The sequence below is a fragment of the Halopiger aswanensis genome, from assembly GCF_003610195.1.
Classification (GTDB): domain Archaea; phylum Halobacteriota; class Halobacteria; order Halobacteriales; family Natrialbaceae; genus Halopiger; species Halopiger aswanensis.
Map to the genome: position 1 here is coordinate 436,257 of NZ_RAPO01000002.1, position 19,286 is coordinate 455,542.

General features: G+C 66.9%; 17 protein-coding genes. 7 read left to right on the top strand and 10 right to left on the bottom strand.

Annotated features, from left to right (window positions below):
* Positions 1-14: 14 nt before the first annotated feature.
* Entirely contained in the window at positions 15-941 is a 927-nt protein-coding gene (locus ATJ93_RS09330; protein ID WP_120244382.1) for a hypothetical protein, read from the bottom strand.
* Between the two features lie 161 nt (positions 942-1,102).
* Between ATJ93_RS09330 and ATJ93_RS09335 the strand changes: the two genes are divergently transcribed.
* A complete protein-coding gene (locus ATJ93_RS09335) occupies positions 1,103-2,770 on the top strand; it encodes an aldehyde ferredoxin oxidoreductase C-terminal domain-containing protein (RefSeq protein ID WP_120244383.1) in 1,668 nt (555 codons plus the stop codon).
* Positions 2,771-2,978: 208 nt separating this feature from the next.
* Here ATJ93_RS09335 and ATJ93_RS09340 read toward each other — a convergent pair whose 3' ends face one another.
* From ATJ93_RS09340 to ATJ93_RS09350, 3 genes are all read right to left on the bottom strand, one after another.
* Positions 2,979-3,503: a YciE/YciF ferroxidase family protein gene (locus tag ATJ93_RS09340; protein WP_120244384.1), complete on the bottom strand. Its 525-nt coding sequence runs from the start codon at positions 3,501-3,503 to the stop codon at positions 2,979-2,981.
* Positions 3,504-3,591: 88 nt separating this feature from the next.
* Positions 3,592-4,149 (bottom strand): NAD(P)/FAD-dependent oxidoreductase, encoded by a 558-nt coding sequence (locus ATJ93_RS09345; protein WP_120244385.1) that lies wholly within the window; start codon positions 4,147-4,149, stop codon positions 3,592-3,594.
* 141 nt (positions 4,150-4,290) lie between these two features.
* Complete coding sequence (locus ATJ93_RS09350; RefSeq protein ID WP_120244386.1) at positions 4,291-5,595, bottom strand: cation:proton antiporter; 1,305 nt, start codon at positions 5,593-5,595, stop codon at positions 4,291-4,293.
* A 160-nt stretch (positions 5,596-5,755) separates the two neighbouring features.
* Between ATJ93_RS09350 and ATJ93_RS09355 the strand changes: the two genes are divergently transcribed.
* The 6 genes from ATJ93_RS09355 to ATJ93_RS09380 all read left to right on the top strand — a co-directional run bounded on the left by ATJ93_RS09355 (position 5,756) and on the right by ATJ93_RS09380 (position 11,986).
* A complete protein-coding gene (locus ATJ93_RS09355) occupies positions 5,756-6,379 on the top strand; it encodes a hypothetical protein (RefSeq protein ID WP_120244387.1) in 624 nt (207 codons plus the stop codon).
* 182 nt (positions 6,380-6,561) lie between these two features.
* A complete protein-coding gene (gene pdhA, locus ATJ93_RS09360; protein WP_120244388.1) occupies positions 6,562-7,647 on the top strand; it encodes a pyruvate dehydrogenase (acetyl-transferring) E1 component subunit alpha in 1,086 nt (361 codons plus the stop codon).
* Positions 7,640-8,605 (top strand): alpha-ketoacid dehydrogenase subunit beta, encoded by a 966-nt coding sequence (locus tag ATJ93_RS09365; protein ID WP_120244389.1) that lies wholly within the window; start codon positions 7,640-7,642, stop codon positions 8,603-8,605. The genes pdhA and ATJ93_RS09365 overlap by 8 nt, the downstream gene beginning before the upstream one ends.
* A 69-nt stretch (positions 8,606-8,674) precedes the next feature.
* Positions 8,675-9,616, top strand: coding sequence for an SDR family oxidoreductase (locus ATJ93_RS09370; RefSeq protein ID WP_120244390.1), 942 nt, complete (start codon positions 8,675-8,677; stop codon positions 9,614-9,616).
* Between the two features lie 91 nt (positions 9,617-9,707).
* Positions 9,708-10,238, top strand: coding sequence for a YciE/YciF ferroxidase family protein (locus ATJ93_RS09375; RefSeq protein ID WP_120244391.1), 531 nt, complete (start codon positions 9,708-9,710; stop codon positions 10,236-10,238).
* A 134-nt stretch (positions 10,239-10,372) separates the two neighbouring features.
* Positions 10,373-11,986: an FAD-dependent oxidoreductase gene (locus ATJ93_RS09380; protein ID WP_120244392.1), complete on the top strand. Its 1,614-nt coding sequence runs from the start codon at positions 10,373-10,375 to the stop codon at positions 11,984-11,986.
* A 24-nt stretch (positions 11,987-12,010) separates the two neighbouring features.
* Here ATJ93_RS09380 and ATJ93_RS09385 read toward each other — a convergent pair whose 3' ends face one another.
* The 6 genes from ATJ93_RS09385 to grpE form a co-directional block, all read right to left on the bottom strand.
* Positions 12,011-12,778, bottom strand: a complete 768-nt coding sequence (locus tag ATJ93_RS09385) for a hypothetical protein (RefSeq protein WP_120244393.1) — start codon at positions 12,776-12,778, stop codon at positions 12,011-12,013.
* A 102-nt stretch (positions 12,779-12,880) separates the two neighbouring features.
* Positions 12,881-13,474, bottom strand: a complete 594-nt coding sequence (locus ATJ93_RS09390) for a DJ-1/PfpI family protein (protein ID WP_120244394.1) — start codon at positions 13,472-13,474, stop codon at positions 12,881-12,883.
* Between the two features lie 162 nt (positions 13,475-13,636).
* Positions 13,637-14,356, bottom strand: a complete 720-nt coding sequence (locus ATJ93_RS09395) for a sensor domain-containing protein (RefSeq protein ID WP_120244395.1) — start codon at positions 14,354-14,356, stop codon at positions 13,637-13,639.
* An 86-nt stretch (positions 14,357-14,442) separates the two neighbouring features.
* Positions 14,443-15,612 (bottom strand): molecular chaperone DnaJ, encoded by a 1,170-nt coding sequence (gene dnaJ / locus ATJ93_RS09400; protein WP_120244396.1) that lies wholly within the window; start codon positions 15,610-15,612, stop codon positions 14,443-14,445.
* Positions 15,613-15,840: 228 nt separating this feature from the next.
* Entirely contained in the window at positions 15,841-17,778 is a 1,938-nt protein-coding gene (gene dnaK / locus ATJ93_RS09405) for a molecular chaperone DnaK (protein WP_120244397.1), read from the bottom strand.
* Between the two features lie 216 nt (positions 17,779-17,994).
* Positions 17,995-19,188 carry a nucleotide exchange factor GrpE gene (gene grpE, locus ATJ93_RS09410; RefSeq protein WP_120244398.1) on the bottom strand — a complete coding sequence of 398 codons (1,194 nt, stop codon included), beginning with the start codon at positions 19,186-19,188 and terminating at the stop codon, positions 17,995-17,997.
* Positions 19,189-19,286: the final 98 nt, after the last annotated feature.

Genomic DNA, 19,286 nt, shown 5'->3' on the forward strand with positions numbered 1-19,286 from the left:
ACCCGCAGAGCGCGTTAGTCGGCCGACAACGCCTCCTCGAGTCGATCCTCGATCCGCTCGAGTTCGGTCTCGAGGGCCTCGCCCTCGGCACCCTCGAGGTCATCGATTCGGTCGGCGATCCCCTGCAGCCGCGAGTACTTCTCGTCCTCGTCGACGCCGGTCTTTTGCACGTAGACGTCTTCGTCGACGTCGTAGACCGCGTCCTCCTCGAGGTCGGTCACCGACAGCACGACGTCGAGTTTCTCCGCGTCGACGCCGAGCACCCACTCCCGGGGAATCCCGTGCTCGTCGAGGGCGTCCAGCACCGTCTCGTCGTCCTTCGGTCGCCGGCGCTCGCGGACCGTCCGCCGAACGGTGCCGTACCGACCGTGCAGCTCTTGGTCCGGCCCGAGCCGCTCGAGCAGCGGCTCCCGCGCCGACTTTCGGAGCCGATCGGCACCCCGCTGGACGTCCGAAGAGAGGACGTAGAGGTCCGTCAGCGGGTCCGTTTCCAGGGAGTCGGGGTCGTCGGGATCCGCGAGGCGCTCGAGGAGGGTCGCGAGCAACAGCGCATCGTCGTGGACGCGCTCGGCGCGCGTGCGCGCTTCGGCCGACGGGATGAGGTACGGACTCTCGCCGGCCACGGCCGCGTCCGGGTCGCGCGTGATGAGATCGTTGACGACGGTGAACTCGTCGGCCAGCGTGAGCACGACGGCGTAGGGTTCGACCCCAGGTTGCAGATCGTCGACGGCGATCTGTCCCGCGTCGAGGCCGTCGACGAACACCTCGAACTGCTCGCGCCAGAGCGGCCGCTCCTCGTCGCTGTCGTCGAAGCGAACGATGATCCGATCGTCGGCCGACCTTACGACGTGAAACCGGCGTTCCGATACCGGCGTTTCCAGCGCTGCGCCCGCCTCGAGGTTCGCACACTGTCGCGTGAGTGTCTCCCAAATGCCTTCCATACGCCGGCTCTCGCCGTATAGAATCAAAAATCAGCGGCACGCAAGTGCGGCTCACAGCGGCCACGATCGCGGTTAGCCCTGATGCGCTCTCGGTGACGGTCACAGTTGCGACCTCAGTACCGGGTCACAGAACTAAGGCCAAGCATGTGGTCCGTGTGCACATGCTTCACTCGGTGGGTCCGATGCGCACCGTCGACGTCGGCGAGCGAACCACGCGCGAAACGTCGATCGACGACCTACTCGAGCGCGTCATCGGTGGCCGAGCAGCGGCAACTGCGCTTGCACACGATCGAATCCCCTTCGACGCCGAACCGTTTGGCCCCGAAAACCGAGTCTACCTCTCGACCGGTCCGCTCCAGCAGTCCCGGATGTCCTTCACGGGTCGAATGAACATGACCGGGCTCTCGCCGCTAACCGACGGACTGCTCTCGGCCAACGCCGGCGGCTACCTCTCGCGCAACTTCGTCGGCACTGGCCTCAGCGTGCTCGAGATCGTCGGTGAGAGCGACGAATTGCTCGCGATCCACGTACGGGACGACGGCGTGACGTTCGAAGCGGTCCCAGAACTCGAGGGGGCGACGGTTCCCGAGACGTCGGACTACCTGCGGGAACAGCACGGCCTCGGCCCCGAACACTGCGTTGCGATCGGTCCGGCGGGAGAGAATCGAGTACGGTTCGCGGCGGCGATGACCTACGACTCGCGGGCCTTCGGTCGGGGCGGCCTGGGCGCGGTGCTGGGCGCGAAGAACGTCAAGTGCGTCACGTTCGAGGGCGACGTCGACCCACCGGTCGAAATTCCGGGTGCGCCACAGACCGAGATCCACCGCGCGGCGGCGCAATCGGACGACCAGCGGCGACGGCAGGGGACCGCCGGGAGTACGGAGTTCATCAACGACCACTTCTCGCTGCCCACGCGGTACTTCGCCGAGTCCGAGTTCGAGGGCGCCTCGAGCATCGGCGGCGAGGCGGTCGAGTCGAAGAAGTACGAGAAGGGGGCCTGTTCGGCCTGCGCCTACGCCTGCAAACTCCCGACGCGGGACGAGGAAACCGGTCTCGAGACCGAGGGGCCGGAGTTCGAGACCGTCTATTCGTTCGGGTCGCTGCAGGGGGTCGACGACGTCGTCGACGTCATGCGCGCGAACGAACTGTGCGACTCGCTGGGGATGGACACCATCTCGGCGGGCGTCACCGTCGCGGCCTACCTGGCGAGCGTCGACGAGTTCGGCAACGCAGCACTCGCACAGGAACTGACGGCGAAGATCGCCCGCCGCGAGGGGATCGGCGAGACGCTCGCGGAGGGGCTCGCCCGCTGTCACGACGACCTCGGCGTCGCGGACTACACGGTCAAAGGCATGGCGCTACCGGCCCACGACGGTCGCGTCCTCCACGGTCAGGGGCTGTCCTACGCCGTCTCGAACCGCGGTGCCGACCACCTCTACGCCAGCATGCTGTCCCTCGAGTACGGCGGCGAACTCGATCCGCAGGGGACGGTCGGGAAGGCCGCCCGTCTCGTCCACGAGGAGAACGTGGCCGCGCTGTTCGATACGGGCATCATCTGCGTTTTCGGTCGCGACTACGTCACCGAAGAATACCTCGAGACGCTGTTCGACGCCGACTACGAGGAGCTGCTCGAGGTGGGCGCGAAGACCGTGCTCCTCGAGCGCCACTTCAACAACCAGCGAGGGTTCGACCGCGAGGACGATACGCTGCCGTACGAGATCCCGGATCTCGAGGCGGCGATCACGGCGTACTACGAGGCGCGGGGGCTGAACGAGGACGGCATCGTACCGGAGTCGCCGCTCGAGGTGCGAATCGATGCGGCTGATTGAGCGATTCACCGCCGCTCGCGACCGTTGAGAGGCGTCGCGACATCGGACAGTGTCGCTCGCGCACTCGCATTCAATATCGCAATATGGAATTTATCCTGTCCCTGCGCGGATCTGCAGCGGTAACGACGTATCTGCTGTGTGCCGGCTCAGGAGCGTCCCCTCGTCTGATTCACCGGACGGCAAAAATCGTGGTCGGGCTCGAGGCTGTCTACGGCGTCAGGCGATCCCACAGCGACTTCATCTCCGAGGCCGACTCCATCGCCGACAGCTCGCGGTAGGCCGACTTCTCCTCGTCGTAGTTCGACTCGAGGGGGTTAGTGATGTCGTTGCCGTAATCGAGTTTCTTCGCCATCGTCGTCAGCCCCTCGTAGGCCGTCATCTCGATGCGCTCGGTCATCATCCCGGCGTTGATGTACATCATGTTGAGGAGGTCGTCGTCCTCGATGGTGTCCTCCATCGTCTGGCGCTCGGTCTCGAGCGCGTCGAGGATCGGCGCCTCGCGACGCTCCGCCGGCCGGTCGAGGGCCGCGAAGACGTCCTCGAGCCGCTGGACGTGCTGGCGGGTTTCGTCGCGGTGGTCGGCAAAGCCCTGGCTGAGCCGGTCGTTGCTCGCGTTGATCGCCATCTCGTCTAACGTCTCGACGAGGGCCTGCTCGATGTGATACTGCTGGGCGAGCTTGTGGTGGAACAGTTCCTCGAGGTCGGTGATGCGGTCGGGGTTGGTCGTCGCCATGTGTCGAGGTGGCGTCGGACAGGCGCATAACCGTGAGCCCCGAACACGCAGGCCGGCGCTCGGGTCCCGACTCCGATGCCGACTCGAGTTACGGCACGTCCTCGGGAACGTCGAAGTCGTGGAAGTGCTCGCCTTTCTCCTTGCTGAGGATATCTAGCGCCGCCGAAGCACCGTCGCCGGCGGCGATGACGGCCTGCCACTCCTCGTCGCGGACCATCGCACCCGTGGCGTACAAATCCTCGATGCTGGTCTCGGTGTCTAGATCCACGTCGACGGTGCCGTCGTCGGAAAAGTCTACCTCGAGATCCTCGGCGATCGACCGATCCGCGCCGGTCGCGAGAACGACGTAGTCGGCATCGTAGGTGCCGTCCTCGGTTTCGATTTCGAACCCGTCGCCGGTCGGCTCGATGTCGGTGACTTCCTCGCCCTCGCGGACGTCCGAACCGCGGTCGCGGACCTGCCCGCGCGTGAGTTCCATGAACTCGCTGCCGCTGATGCTGCGAATCCCCGGGTAGTTGAAGAGGTGGGCCTTGTGCATCCAGGTCTCGTCCGTGTCGAAGACGACCGTCTCGAGGCCGTTCTTCCCGGTAAACAGTGCTGCGCTCAGGCCGGCTGGGCCGCCGCCGACGATTGCGACGTCTACCATGGTCTCGCGTCAACGAACGGGCAGATAAAGGATTGTAACGGCGACGGTGACTGTAGCAGGTTGTAACACGCGTCGCTGCTCTCACTCACCACTGGTCGACGGCCGTGGACACCGGCACTCGAGCGGCTCGAACCCGGGGTGTCACCCCAGATCTTCGCCGATCGTCTCCTCGAGGCCCGGTTCCTCGCCGAGTCGCTTTTCGATGACCGGCGTCGCAGAGATGCCGAGCACCACCGCCGAGAGCAGGATCGACGTCGCGGCCACCGCCCAGAGTCGCTCCGCACCCGCGAAGGGAGCCTGGTTCAGCGCGTACGCGAGGTAGTAGAACGTTCCAATGCCGCGCAGCCCGTAGACCGAAATCGCCAGCCGCTCGCTCCAACTGCGGTCGAACCCGAGCAGGGCGACGATGCCGGCCACCGGCCGGACGAGGAAGACGATCGCGACCGCGGCGAGGAACAACTCGAGGGTCAGCGGCTCGAGGAGACCGCCGGCGATGGCGCCGCCGAACAGCGTCATGATCGCGACCTGCAGGAGCTGTTCGGCCTTTTCGGAGAGGTCGTGCAAGGGCTCGTAGAAGACGTGGCGCCGCTCGTAGTCGCGAAGCACCGTCGCGGCGACGAACACGCCGATGAAGCCGTACCCGCCGAGGACCTCGACGATGCCGTACACCGCCAGGGTCCCGCCCAGCGCCTCGAGGCCGAGCATCGCCTTCGGAAGGGGCTCAGAGACGGGCGCGATAAACACCAATCGCGCCAGCAGCCAGCCTAACACGAGCGCGACGACGACGCCGACGACGATTCGGTACACGACGTCGATGAGCAGCCACTCGCCGACCCAGTTGCCGGGCGCGACGCCGACCAGGGCCATCGCGACCGCCAGGTTCGTAAACGGGAATGCGAAGCCGTCGTTCAGCCCGGACTCCCCCGAGAGCGCGAAGCGAACTTCGTCCTGCCGTCCGTCGGCTTCCGGCTTCGGTTGCTCCTCGCTGCTTCCGCCGGGACCTTCGACCTGCACCTCCGAAGCGACGACCGGGTCGGTCGGCGCGATCACGGCGCCGAGCAGGACCGCCGTCGGGATCGCGAAACCGGCCCACCAGCCGACCAGCGCCGACAGCCCGATCGTCACCGGCATCGTGATTCCGAGGAGCCGCCAGACGCTTTCCCACGATCGCAACCCCGGCGGCCGGTCGAGTTTCAGCCCGACGGTCATCAGCGCGATAATCACGCCGAGTTCGGTCAATCGCTCGGCCGTATGGCCCTGTGCGAGCGGATCCGGTTCGGGGATCCCGAGCGGGAGCGAGAACAGGATAAACCCATAGACGATATAGAAAATCGGGTCCGTGACGGGAACGTTCGAGATGAACCGCGGTAAAATTGCGATGCCGAGGATGGCGATGCCGACGAAGATCAAGACGAGATTGTACAGCTGGAACAGCTCGAGGGCCATTGGCTATCAAATCGGTATCTGAGCCGGCTCAAAAGGGATTGGCGTTGCATATGACGCGAGTCGGCCTAGTAGCGACCGCCGCGCAGGTGCGCGGTGAAGCGTTTTCCGTCCGTCCGGAAAATACCCGGCAGCGACGCGAACCGGTCGTCTCTCGCCGACTATGAATAGACGCCACCTGTTAACCCGATGTGCCGGTGCCAGTGCGGCACTGGTCGCCGTAAGCGGGTGCACCGAAGAGACGCTCGCGGAGACCGAGACGAAGCCGCCGTTCATCGAGATCGACGACGAGGAGATCGAGCTCCCGGTCGACCAGCAGGTCGAAGTGGTCGAAGCGGCCGTGCTCCGGGCGGACGGCACCGAGATCGAGACGATCGACGGCCTCGAGGCGTTCCTCGCGGACGAGGGCGTTCCGGTCGAGAGTCTCGAGGAGGTCGAGAAACCCATCGCGGAGAAACTCGAGACCGAGCGCGAGGACATCGACGAGATCGACAACGAGCCCCACGGCACGGGAACGGTCCTGGAGTTGGAGTACGTCCACCCCGACCGGGCCGAGATGGGGACGCTCGAGGCCGTCGGGCTCGTCGCCGGCGGCTACGCGGCGCTCGTCGCGTCGGGATACGACGCCGAACTGCTCGAGGCGACGATTCTCAACGACGCGGACGAGCCCTTCGGCAGCTTCCACGTGCTCACCGAGTGGGCCGAGGAGTACGACGAGGGGACGACGTCGGCGCGGAGTTACGGGACCAAGCCGTGGATGACGGTAAAAACGATCGCCGAACGGTGACGTCTCGTGCTGTTCGCGACGACGTGGCCGTCGAAGCGATGCTCGAGAGCTCGAGTTCCCATCGATGTTCCCGGGTTCGTCGGGCCGCCGACCCGCGTCCGATCCGATAGCCCGTAAGCGCCCGTCGCACGCCGGGCGGCGCAGTAACTCGCTGGCCGGCGTAGTGGTGACATCCGATCACCATGCCCCGCGAGGACGTAGCCGAGTTTACTATCGAGTCCGTGCAGGTACTCGCCGAGGACGAAACGGTCGACGAGGAGTTGATCCCCGACCTGAGCGACGAGCAGTTGCTCGAACTCTACGAGTCGATGAAACGCTCCCGGCGCCTCGACGAGCGCGCGATCGCCCTCCAGCGGCGCGGCGAACTGGGGACGTACGCACCCGCGATCGGCCAAGAGGCGGCCCAGGTCGGCACCGCCTTCGCCATGGCCGACGGCGACTGGATCGTTCCCTCGTTTCGCGAACAGCCCGCGCTCCTCGTCCGCGGAACGCCGCCCGAGCAGATCCTCCAGTACGCGCTGGGGATGGAGGAGGGCGCCGAGATTCCGGACGGTGAAGGCGCCCTGCCGCCGGCGATCCCCGTCGGAACCCAGCCGTTACACGCCGCCGGGATCGGCTGGGGAGAGGCGCTGCAGGACCGGGACAACGTCGCGGTCACGTACTTCGGCGACGGCGCGACCAGCGAGGGAGACGTCTACGAAGCGTTCAACTTCGCGGGCGTCTACGACGCCCAGACGGTCTTCGTCTGTCAGAACAACCGGTACGCCATCTCGACCGGAATCGAGAAACAGACCAGAGCGGAGACGTTCGCCCAGAAGGCCATCGCGGCCGGTATCGACGGCATTCGGGTCGACGGCAACGATATCCTGGCAGTCTACCGCGTCGCCCAGGAGGCCATCGAACAGGCCCGCGACGGGGATCCGGTGCTCATCGAGGCGCTGACCTACCGCCGATCGATGCACACGACCTCCGACGACCCCACCGCCTACCGCGAGAGCGAGGAGGAAGCCGAGTGGGAGGCTCGCGACCCCATCCTCCGGTTCCAGGTGTTCCTCGAGGACCGCGGGCTCCTCGATTCCGAGACGGAGGACGAAATCGACGAGCGCATCGAATCCGAACTGGCCGACGCGATCGATCAGGCCCGAACCGCGAACGAGGCGGTCGACCCCGCGGACATGTTCCGCTACGTCTACGACGAGCTGCCGCCCTATCTGGAGGCACAACTCGAAGCCTTCGAGGCGGAACGCGGAGGTGAGACCGATGGCTGAGCGTCTCCGGATGATCGAGGCGGTCGGCGAGACCCTCCGCTCGGAACTCGAGCGCGACGACGGCGTCGTCGTCTACGGCGAGGACGTGGGTCGGGCCGGCGGCGTGTTCCGGGCGACCGAGGGGCTGATCGACGACTACCCCGACCGCGTGTTCGACTCGCCGGTCGCGGAGGCGGGCATCGTCGGCGTCGGGGTCGGACTCGCGGCCACCGGAATGCGGCCCGTGCCGGAGATCCAGTTCCAGAGTTTCCTGTATCAGGGTTTTCACCAGCTCGCCCAGCACGTCGCGCGGATCCGGAGCCGTACTCGGGGAACGATCACCTGCCCGATGACGATCCGAACGCCCTACGGCGGCGGGATCCACGCCCTCGAGTTGCACTCCGAGAGCTTCGAAGCCGGCTTCTCGCACGTGCCGGGGTTGAAGGTCGCCATCCCGTCCTCGCCGGCCGAGACGGCGGGGCTGCTCAGGTCGTCCATCCGCAGCCCTGACCCGGTCGTGTTCATGGAGCCGACGCGGCTCTACCGCTCGTTCCGCGAGGAGGTGCCCGACGACCACGAGGTGCCGCTGGGCGAGGCCCGCGTGGTCGAGGACGGCGACGACGTCACGGTCGTCGCGTGGGGCTCGATGCTCCGCGAGACGCTCGACGCCGTCGACGAGATCGACGCGAGCGTCGAGGTGATCGACCCCCGCACGCTCTACCCGCTCGACACGGAGACGATCGCCGACTCCGTGCGAAAGACCGGCCGCTGCGTCGTCGTCCACGAGGCGCCCCGCACCGGCGGGCTGGCCGGCGAGATCACCGCCCGGATCAACGAGGAGGCGTTCCTCTACCTCGAGGCGCCGGTCGAGCGCGTCACCGGTTACGACGTTCCGGTCCCCCTGTTCGCCCGCGAGGACGACTACCTGCCCGACGCGGATCGCATCGAAGACGGCATTCGCAGCGCGCTCGAGTTCTGATCTCGACTCGAAACCGTGACGGCACTCTCGCGCCGGGGTTCTATCCCGATCCGGCGCGTGCATCGCGACATGAGCGAAACGGTTCTCATCACCGGCTGTTCGTCGGGAATCGGACGCGTCGCCGCCCACGCGTTCCTCGCCGACGGCTGGACGGTCTACGCGACGGCCCGCAACGTCGAGGCCCTGGCAGACCTCGAGGCCGCCGGCGCGAGGACGGCCCGGCTGGACGTCACCGCGGACGCGGACGTGGAACGGGTGGTCGACCGGATCCTCGAGGAGCAGGGACGGCTCGACTGCCTGATCAACAACGCCGGATTCGGTCAGCTGGGGCCCGTCGAAGACGTCCCGATCGAGAAGGTCCTCGAGCAGTACGACGTGAACACCGTCGGGCCGCAGCGATTGATACGCGCCGTCCTTCCGCACATGCGCGCACAGGGATCGGGCACGATCGTCAACGTCACGAGCATCACGGATCGGTTCCCGATCGCCGGCATGGGTGCGTACAACGGCTCGAAGTCGGCGCTCGCGACCGTCAGCGAGACCCTCCGCCAGGAGGTGCGCGACTTCGGAATCGACGTCGTCGTGATCGAACCGACGGTCGTCTCGACGGCCCTCTACGACCGGATCCGCGAGGAGCTCGTCGACGTCGATCACGATACGGCCTACACCGACCTCTACGAACTCCACGAACTGCTCCACACCGTCAAGAGCGGCGGCCTGGGGATCGCATCCCCCGAGGACGTCGCGAGGGCCATGCTCGAGGCGGCGAACAGCGACGACCCGCGGCGGCGGTACACGGTCGGCTGGACGGGCAAAGTCGCGGCCCTGGTCGCGAGCGTGGTGCCGGAGCCGTGGCGGACGCCGCTGCTCGCCGCCGGGGTTCGAGCCGCGACCTCGCGGCCGGGAAAACGGCTCTTGCAGTGGTGGTTCACGCGAAATCACCGGGCGGACCGGCCCGACTTGAGCGAGTCGGCGGCGACCGAACGACGCCGACAGCGTCGACGGCGCTGACGGCGCGAGTTCCGGTTCTGCACTCGAGACAGTCCGTCACGGCTGAAAAACTACTTTTTACCCGCTCGGCGAAGCGGTACCCGAGCACACCGTGAGCGAACGCCAGATCGAGCGCCGCGACGCCGAAGCCCTGTTCGTCTCCGAACTCGAGGCCGTCTACGACATGGAGGTGAAGTTAGTCGACGCCCTCGAGGAGATGGCCGAGGCGACGACGAACGACAACCTCAGCACGGGCTTCGCCGTCCACCGCACCGAGACGGAGCGACAGGTCGAGAACGTCGAGGCGGCGTTCGAAGCGCTCGGACGGGAGCCGACCCGTCGCGACAACCCCACGGTCGACGGCCTGCTGGCGGAGCGAGAGCGGGTCACCGCCGACGTCGCGGACGACAGGCTGCTGAATCTCTACCACCTCAACGCGGCGATCAAGACCGAGCGACTCGAGATCACGGGCTACGAGGGGCTGCTGGCGCTGGCGAGCGCGGCCGGACTCGCGGCCGACGTCACCGATCCGCTCGAGCGCAACCTCGCCCAAGAGGAGAAGACCCTGCGCAAACTCGAAGGGCTCGCCGGCGAGGGACCGCTCGAGTCGTTCTGGAAGCGGCTCACGGGCGGCTCGGGTTAGATCCACGCAGGCGGTTGGGGAGAACGACGGGGGGTACGGCCGTCGGTTCGGCTCCGAGACGGGGCGCGGTCCTTTCGCTTCCACCCCGATTCCTTTTGCCGCCGTCCGTGGATAGGGAGAGGCGCTGATTCCCCATGTCCGACGACCCCGCCGATACGAAGCCGGACGCGTACGCCGGTCCCGACCCCGCATCCTTCCGGCCCGAGTCGCTGTGGCTAGCCACGACGCCGACGACCGACTACGAACCGTTCGAGAACGGACTGGACGTCGACGTCGCCGTCGTCGGCGGCGGCATCACCGGCCTGACGACCGCCATCGAACTCAAAGAAGCCGGGCGGTCCGTGGCCGTCCTCGAGTCGGACCGCATCGTCGAGAGCACGACGGGCCACACGACGGCGAAGCTCACCTCCCAGCACGGGTTGCTCTACGACACCCTCCTTTCGGAGTTCACCGAGCGGAAGGCCCGGCAGTACGCCGACGCGAACGAGGCGGCGATCGAGGCGGTCGAACAGCGCGTCGACGAGCACGACATCGACTGCGACTTCCGGCGAACGGCCGCCTACACCTACGCGGCCTCGTCCGACGATATCGAGCAGATCGAGGACGAAGTGCAGGCGGCCCAGCGGCTCGGCTTGCCGGCCTCGTACGTCGAGGAGACGCCGCTGCCGTTCGACGCCGGCCCGGCCGTCCGCTTCGACGACCAGGCGGAGTTCCACCCGCGGAAGTACCTGCTCGCGATCGCCGAGGAAATTCACGGCGACGGCAGCTACGTCTTCGAGGAAACGCGGGCGCTCGACCTCGAGCCCGGGTCGCCATGCCGCCTCGAGACCGAGCGCGGGGAGGTCGTCGCCGACGACGTGGTGGTCGCGACGCACTTCCCGTTCCACGACCGGGCGGGCTACTTCTCGCGGATGCACCCTCACCGCGCGTACCTGCTCGCGGTTCGGATCGAGGAAGAGCCGCCCGAGGGGATGTACTACAACACCGCGTCGCCGCCCGCGACGATGCGGACGCATCCGGCGGGCGACGCCGCGGCGGCGGACGAGGACGCAGCGCTCGACGCCGACGAGGAACTCCTCATCGTCGGCGGCCAGAGCCACAAACCGAGCGTCAGCGGCGTGCCGACCTCCGAGCGGTACCGCCGCTGCGAACGGTTCGCCCGCGAACACTTCTCGGTCGAATCGATCGAGTACCGCTGGTCGACGATGGACTACTCGCCGGTCGATCGGGTGCCCTTCATCGGGAAGATCGATCCCTTCTCGAAGCACGTCTACGTCGGCACCGGGTTCAATGGCTGGGGGATGACCGCCGGTACCGCCGCGGGGATGATCCTCTCCGATCTGATTACCGAGGGCTCGAGCCCCTGGGCCGATATTTTCAATCCGCAGCGGCTGCCGCCCAAATCCGCCGCGAAGACGTTTTTCGAGGAGAACAGCACGGTCGGCGGTAGCTTCGTCGGCGATCGGATCAAGTCGCTGCTTCGGTCGCTCGGCGGCGACGCGGCCGATATGCCGGCGACGGGCGAGGCCAGCATCGTCCGACGGACGGGGCGACCGATGGGCCTCTACCGCGACGAGGACGACGCGATCCACGCCGTCTCCGCGGTCTGTCCGCACATGGGCTGTCTCGTCCGGTGGAACGACGCCGAGCGAACGTGGGACTGTCCCTGCCACGGCTCGCGGTTCACCCACGAGGGCGACGTCCTCTCGGGGCCGGCCCTCGAGGGGTTGCCGTACCGCGAACTGTGAGCGCAGCGCGGAGAATCGGTGCGGCTACTCGAGGGAAACGTTCTCGATGGCGATGCGTTTGGACTCGGGAACCGACGCGTCCGGCCCGCCGCCCGCAACGGCGTAGTCGCCCCGGTCGACGGTCGTCTCGGTCGCCGCCTCCGTCAGGACGATCACGCCCTCGGCCACCAGCGGCGCGATCACGCCCGCGATCGCGGCCTCGAGACTCGACAGCGGCGCGCGGACGACGACCCGCTCGCCCGGTTCGATCCCGTGCTCGTCGATCACGTCGCGGGCCGTCTCGAGCGCCTCGGCGTGGGTAACGGTCCGGTCGCCGTCGGTGAGGATCGCCGTCTCGGACTCGATCGACAGCGGCGGGAACGCCGGATTCTCGCTCCAGATTCCGGCGTCGAAGTTGTGGACGCCCGGTTCCTCGGGCTTGGCGCCGTAGCCGACGCGCTGGGCGCCCGGCGGCAGGTCGTAGGTGTCGGACTCGAGGTCGCGGGTGGGCGCAACCAGCGCGCGGAAGTCGTCCTCGTCCGCGAGGTCCGTCGGCGGCTCGAAGTAAGTGGTGCCCTCGAGCAGCGTCGTGCCGAAGAAGGCCAGCAGCGCCAGCGGGCCGTCGCCGACGACGCCGACGGTAATGCCCTCGCGGACCCCGGAGTGGCGCAGGAAGTTGCCGGCCTTCCACGAGGAGGTACAGAGCCAGTGGTAGTCGTACTCCCGCTCCGTCGCGTCGACGAGGGTCGTCCGGTCGTCGTACTCCTCGCGGAACTCGCGGGCGAGCAGGTCGGCGACTGTCGCGGCGGTCATACCGCTAGCTCGGGAGCGAATCGAAAAAAGACCGCCGATAGCGGCGGCGCCTCGAGGGTCGATCGCCGCCGTATGACGGGTCGTCGAGCCGTAACCGTCCGATCAATCGTCCGCGGCCGCCGGCTCGGCGTGATCGACCTCGGTTCCGAGTACGTCGAGGAACTCGGCGAGCCATTCGGGATGGTCGGGCCACGCCTGGGCCGTCACCAGGTTACCGTCCCGCGTCACGTCGTCCGCCCAGTTGCCGCCGGCCCCGCGCACGTCCGCCTCGAGCGCCGGGTACGCCGTACAGGTCCGGCCCTCGAGGACGTCCGCGGCCGCGAGGATCTGCAGGCCGTGACACAGCGCCGCGACGGGTTTGTCTTCCTCGAAGAAGTGGCGGACGATCTCGAGGACGTCGTCGTACGTGCGGAGGTACTCGGGCGCGCGACCGCCGGGGACGACCAAGGCGTCGTAGTCCGCAGGGTCGACCGCGTCGAAGTCGTGGTTCAGTTCGAAATTATGCCCCGGCTTCTCGGTGTAGGTCTGGTCCCCCTCGAAGTCGTGGATAGCGGTCGGACAGGCGTCGCCCGCCTCCTTCTCGGGACAGACGGCGTGGACCTCGTGGCCGACCATCTGCAGCGCCTGGAACGGGACCATTACCTCGTAGTCCTCGACGAAGTCGCCGGCGAGGAGCAGGATTCGTTTGTTGGCCATGGGTATCCCCGTCCGAGCGTTCGACGCCGGCGGCTATAGCTGTGGTGGACGGTATCACGACACTCGCTAAAATCGGACCGAGCGATCGGGCGGCGACTCGAGGGAGTGGACCGGTTCGAAGCACGCGAATGCTACTGTCGCGGTAGGTCGTCCTCCCCTCAGCTACGGCGTCGATTGGGACGCGGCGGGTCGACTGTTACCGCCGCCGTGTTCGGGTCCCGCGTCGTCGAGCAGCGCCGTCGCCATCTGCCGAGCGACGTACGCGAACGCGTTCGAGAGGTGGAGGAGGAAAACGCCGATCGCCACCGCAACGGCGACGGCGAGGACGGCCTCCGGCAGCGTCTCGATCGACCACGTGATCGGCTCGTCGTTGACGGTCACCAACTCCGGCGCGTACGGATACTGGAGCGGCGCGGTCACGAGCGAGAGCGCGGTCAGCAGCGGAATCAACAGGACGACCGCGATGACGCCGAGCGGGAACTTGACCATGAGAAAGCCCAGTCCGCGCCAGGTCGAGGGCGCCTCGAGGTAGCTCTCGATCCGCGCCCGGATTCCCCGGTCTCGGCTCCGAGTCGACGCGACGTCGGTACCGTCCTCGGCCTCCAACTCGACGCCGAGCAGCGCGGTCGCGAGCCACCGCTCGAACCCGGCGAAGAGCCGAACGGTGAGCAGCGTCACGAACAGTACGACGAGCCCCACCCCGACCGGCGAGAGTAGTGCACCGATTACGAGCCCCATCGTGACGAACGTGTAGTACGTCATCCCGAGCGGCGCGGCGAGAATCAGGTAACAGAGATTCTTGTACGACTGCCGGTCGGCGACGATTCCGAAGACGTCACCGACTACGGAGCCATCGTCGTCCGTGCGAGCTTGCCTCGCCATCCTACCCGATACTTATCATACGACTAAGAAATAGTTCCGACCGATTACCGAGCGAGAAACGACCCCAAAACTGCGCGACCGTCGGCTCAGAACGCTCGCTTGATCTTCTCGAAGAAGCCTTCCTTTACGTCGATCTCGTCGCCGCCGGCTTCGGCGAACGCCTCGAGCGCCTCGCGCTGTTCCTCGTTCAAACTCTCGGGCGTGACGACCTGGACCTGCACGTAGAGGTCGCCCTGCCCGCGGCCGCGCAGCCGCGGCATGCCCTTGCCCTCGAGGCGGAAGGTCTCGCCGCTCTGGGTGCCGTCGGGGATTTCGAACTCGGCCGCGCCGTCGAGAGTGGGGACTTCGACCGTATCGCCGAAGGTAGCCTGCGGGAAGGAGATCGGCAGCCGGTAGCGCAGATCGTCGCCCTCGCGCTCGAACTGCTCGTGTTCGCGGATCGTGACGTCGATCAGCAGATCGCCCTTCGGGCCGCCTTCGGGGCTCGGCGCACCCTCGCGCTCCATCCGGAGCGTCTGGCCGTCCTGGATGCCCGCGGGCACTTCGACGGTCAGCGTCGCCTCGTTGCGGACGTAGCCGTCGCCGCCGCAGTCGCCGCAGGTCTCCGAGTAGAGCGTCCCCTCGCCCTCGCAGCGCCGACAGGTGGTCGTCTGCTGGACCCGACCGAGCGGCGTCTGCTGGACCTGGCGCTTCTGCCCGCGACCCTGACACTCGGGGCAGGTTCGTGCGTCCGCGTCCGGCGGGTGGCCCTCGCCGTTACAGGTCTCGCAGGTTTCGGGCCGCTCGATCGTGAACTGCTTCTCCGCGCCCTCGTAGGCTTCCTCGAGGTCGATCTCGAGATCCGTTCGAAGGTCCTGGCCCTTGCGCTGGCGGCGTCGTCCGCGGCCGCGGCCGCCGCCTCCGCCGAAAACCTGCTCGAAGATGTCGCCGAGACCGCCGCCCATACCGCCGCCGCCCATGCCGCCGAACGGGCCACCGCCCATGCCGCCGGCACCGGCGCCGCCCTCGCTCGCGTCGAAGCCGTGTTTCTCGGCCTGCTCGTAGCGGTCGTGGCCCATCCGGTCGTAGGCCTGGCGCTTTTCCTCGTCGGTCAGCACCTTCTTCGCCTTCTGGATCTTCTTGAACTTCTCTTCAGCGTCGGGGTCGTCGCTGACGTCCGGGTGGTATTCCGTGGCCTTCTCCCGGTAGGCCTTCTTGATCTCCTCGGTGGAGGCGTCCGGACTCACACCGAGCACGTCGTAAAAGTCCTCGCTCATTCGTTGTCCGCCGCTACTCGCTTGCGCCACTTGAAACGAACGTTCGTCAACGAACTTTTTGCGCCTCGGGTTCGCTCGCGTCGCTCACTCACCTCTCGGCGCAAAAACTTCGATGAAAAAGGCCGCTCGCTCACTTCGTTCGCTCGCGGGTGCGACGCTTACACTGCAACCGCAACAGTGCCGTTTCCGTCTTCACTTTCCCGCGTTAGCTGACTGGTCGAAGACGACTTACTCGTCGTCCTCGTCGTCCACGTCCTCGAAGTCCGCGTCGACGTACTCCTCGTCGTCAGCACCGGCTGCGCCGGCACCGCCCTCGGGGCCGGGGTTCGGGCCGCCGCCCATGCCGCCGGGGCCGGCACCGGCCGCGCCGCCCGCAGCACCGCCAGCGCCACCAGCGCCGGCGCCCGCCGCACCGGCACCGGCCTGCTGCTGGTAGACCTGCTTGCCGATCTCCTGCAGTTCCTGACTCAGCTCCTCGGTGGCCTCCTCAATCGCCTCGGCGTCGGCCTCGTCGTCGTCGATCGTCGCCTCGAGGTCGTCGATGGCCGCCTCGATGTCGTCGCGCAGGTCGTCGTCGACCTGCTCGTCGTTCTCTTCGAGGAGTTTCTCGGCGCGCTGGATCGTGGCCTCGGCGGCGTTGCGGGCCTCGATGCGCTGGCGCTTCTTCTCGTCCTCTTCGGCGTGTTTCTCGGCTTCTTCCTGCAGGCGGTCGATCTCCTCGTCGGAGAGGCCGGCCCCGCCCTCGATGGTGATCTCCTCGCTCTCGCCGGAGCCCTTGTCCTCGGCGGAGACGTTGACGATGCCGTTCTCGTCGATGGAGAACGTGACCTCGATCTGCGGGGTGCCCGCGGGCGCCGGCGGGATGCCGGTCAGGTGGAACTCGCCGAGCAGTTCGTTCTCCTCGGCGATCTCGCGTTCACCCTGGAAGACCCGCACCTGGACGGTCGTCTGGTTGTCCGCCGCGGTGGTGAAGATCTTGGATTCCTCGGTCGGGATCGTCGTGTTCTTCTCGATTAGCCGCTCGAAGAGGCCGCCCTTGACCTCGATACCCAGCGAGAGCGGCGTGACGTCCAGCAGGACGATGTCGTCGACTTCGCCGCCCAGCACGCCGCCCTGGATCGCCGCGCCCAGCGCGACGGCCTCGTCGGGGTTGACGTTCTTCTGGGGCTCCTGCCCGGTGAGGTCCTCGACTTTCTCCGCAACCTGGGGCATTCGCGTGGAGCCACCGACGAGCAGGACTTCGTCGATGTCGTCCTTGTCGTAGCCGGCGTCCTCGAGCGCCTGCTCGGTCGGTTCGACGGTGCGCTCGATGAGATCCTCGGTCAGCGACTCGAACTTGGCCCGAGTGAGCGATTCCTCGAGGTGGATCGGGCCGTCGTCCGTCGCCGTGATGAACGGCAGGTTGATCTCGGTTTCCTTGCGCGAGGAGAGTTCGATCTTGGCTTCCTCGGCGGCGTCCTTCAGCCGCTGCAGGGCCTGGCGATCGTCGCGGAGGTCGATGTCGTGTTCCTCCTCGAAGTTGTCGGCGAGCCAGTCGATGATCGCTTCGTCCCAGTCGTCGCCACCGAGGTCGTTGTCACCGTTGGTCGCGACGACCTCGTAGACGCCGCCGCCGAGATCGAGAATGGAGACGTCGAAGGTCCCCCCGCCGAGGTCGTAGACGAGGACGGTCTGGTCGGACTCGTCGTCTAAGCCGTAGGCCATCGCGGCGGCCGTGGGCTCGTTGACGATGCGCTCGACCTCGAAGCCGGCGATCTCGCCGGCGTCCTTGGTCGCCTGGCGCTGTCGGTCCGAGAAGTAGGCGGGGACCGTGATGACCGCCTTCTCGACCTCGTCGCCGAGATACTCTTCGGCGTCGCGCTTGATCTTCTGGAGGATCATCGCCGAGATCTCTTCGGGCGTGTACTCCTCGTCGTCGATCTCGACGGTGTAGTCGTCCTCCCCCATGTGACGCTTGATGGACTGGATCGTCCGGTCGGGGTTCTGGACGGCCTGGTTCTTCGCCGGTTTGCCGACGAGTCGCTCGTCGTCGTTAAAGGCGACGATGGAGGGGGTCGTCCGTTCGCCTTCGCCGTTGACGATGATTTCCGGATCGCCCCCTTCCATCACCGCGAACGCGCTGTTCGTCGTCCCGAGGTCGATACCGAGAATCTTGTTGCTCGCCATTACGAGGGCATTGTGCGCACTTTGGTTTAAACGTTACTAGCCCGTATGACGTCGCGAATAAAATCCGAAATCCGCGCCTCACACCTCCCTTACTCCCGAATTCGACACCTCCGTTTCTGGGCCGGTCGGTCACTCGAGAAGCGGGCAGAAACCGACTCGAGACTGCGACGAGATCAGGCTGATTCTGGCTGAAAATACCCCGCACGGAGACGCCGGTTACTCGTCGGTCGAATCGCCGTCCGCGTCGTCCTCGTCCGCGACTTCGCCGCCGAGTTCGATCGCGTCATCGTCATCGTCGTCTTCGGCGTCGACGTCGTCCGCACCGTCGGCGTTCGAATCCGTTTCCGCTTCGGCGCCGTCGGTTTCCGAACTCGAGTCCGCGGCGTCCGTCTCGTCGCCCTGCTCGTCGGCATCGCTCGCCGATTCGTCGTCGGCGCCGTCAGCGTCGGCGTCCGCGTCCGCGTTCGCATCCGTACCGTCCTCACCGTCGGCGGCGAGTTCGCCGTTCGAAACCGTCACCTGCGCGTTCTGGATGACCTTGTCGCCCATCTCGTAGCCGGCGGTGTAGACGTCGGCGATCGTCCCCTCGGGCTGGTCGCTGTCGACGCGCATCATGACCTCGTGGCGCTGCGGGTCGACCGCCGCGCCGGGGTCGGGATCGACCTCCGAGACGTTCTCGTCCTCGAGGACGCGGTCGAACTCCCGCATGGTCATCTCGACGCCTTCGCGCAGGCTCTCGACGTCGCCGCTTTCCTCCTCTAAGGCGCGTTTCAGGTTGTCTCGGACGTCGACGAGTCGCTCGACGAGGTCCTCGGTCGCGCGCTCTTTGATCTGGTCCTGGCGCTTCTTGGCGCGCTTCTTGTAGTTCTGGAAGTCGGCCTGCTTGCGCTTGAGGCGGCTCTTGAGATCCTCGACCTGCTCCTCGTACTCCGCGATCTCCTCGTCGCGCTCCTCGAGCGCCTGCTCGCGGGCCTCGAGTTCGTCCTGCAGGTCGCCGATCGTCTCGGCCTGGGACTCGACGCGCTCGGTCAGGTCCTCGAGTTCCTCGCGCTGGTGGTCGACGGTACCCGAGAGGTCCCGAGCCTGCTCGACGATCGCGTTGACCTTCCGCGCGAGTTCGTCGTCGTACTCGGTGAGCCGATCCAGCACCGCCTGAACGTCCTCGCTCGTTTCGGGCGTGTCGCCGTCAGTACCAGCGTCGGAAGCGAGTGTCTCGTCCCCAGACTGGGCTGATTCGTCGCCAGCTGCCGATTCGGCAGCCTGGTCGCGGTCCGATTCCGGCGCCGACTGCGGTTCCGATCCTGATTCGTCGGGGGCGTTCGACGGATCGACGTCGGCCGTGTCGCCGTCTGCTGCCTCCTCGGACGGGACACCCTGGGCCGAGGCGTTCGTGCCCTCGTCTTCGCTCATGTGCGGGTCAACGAACAGCGGTAATAAAAGGGTTGAGGTACGCGCGACCGCTCGGCGAGCTGCGACGGATTGGGAAGTGATTCGGAATCGGCCCGCTT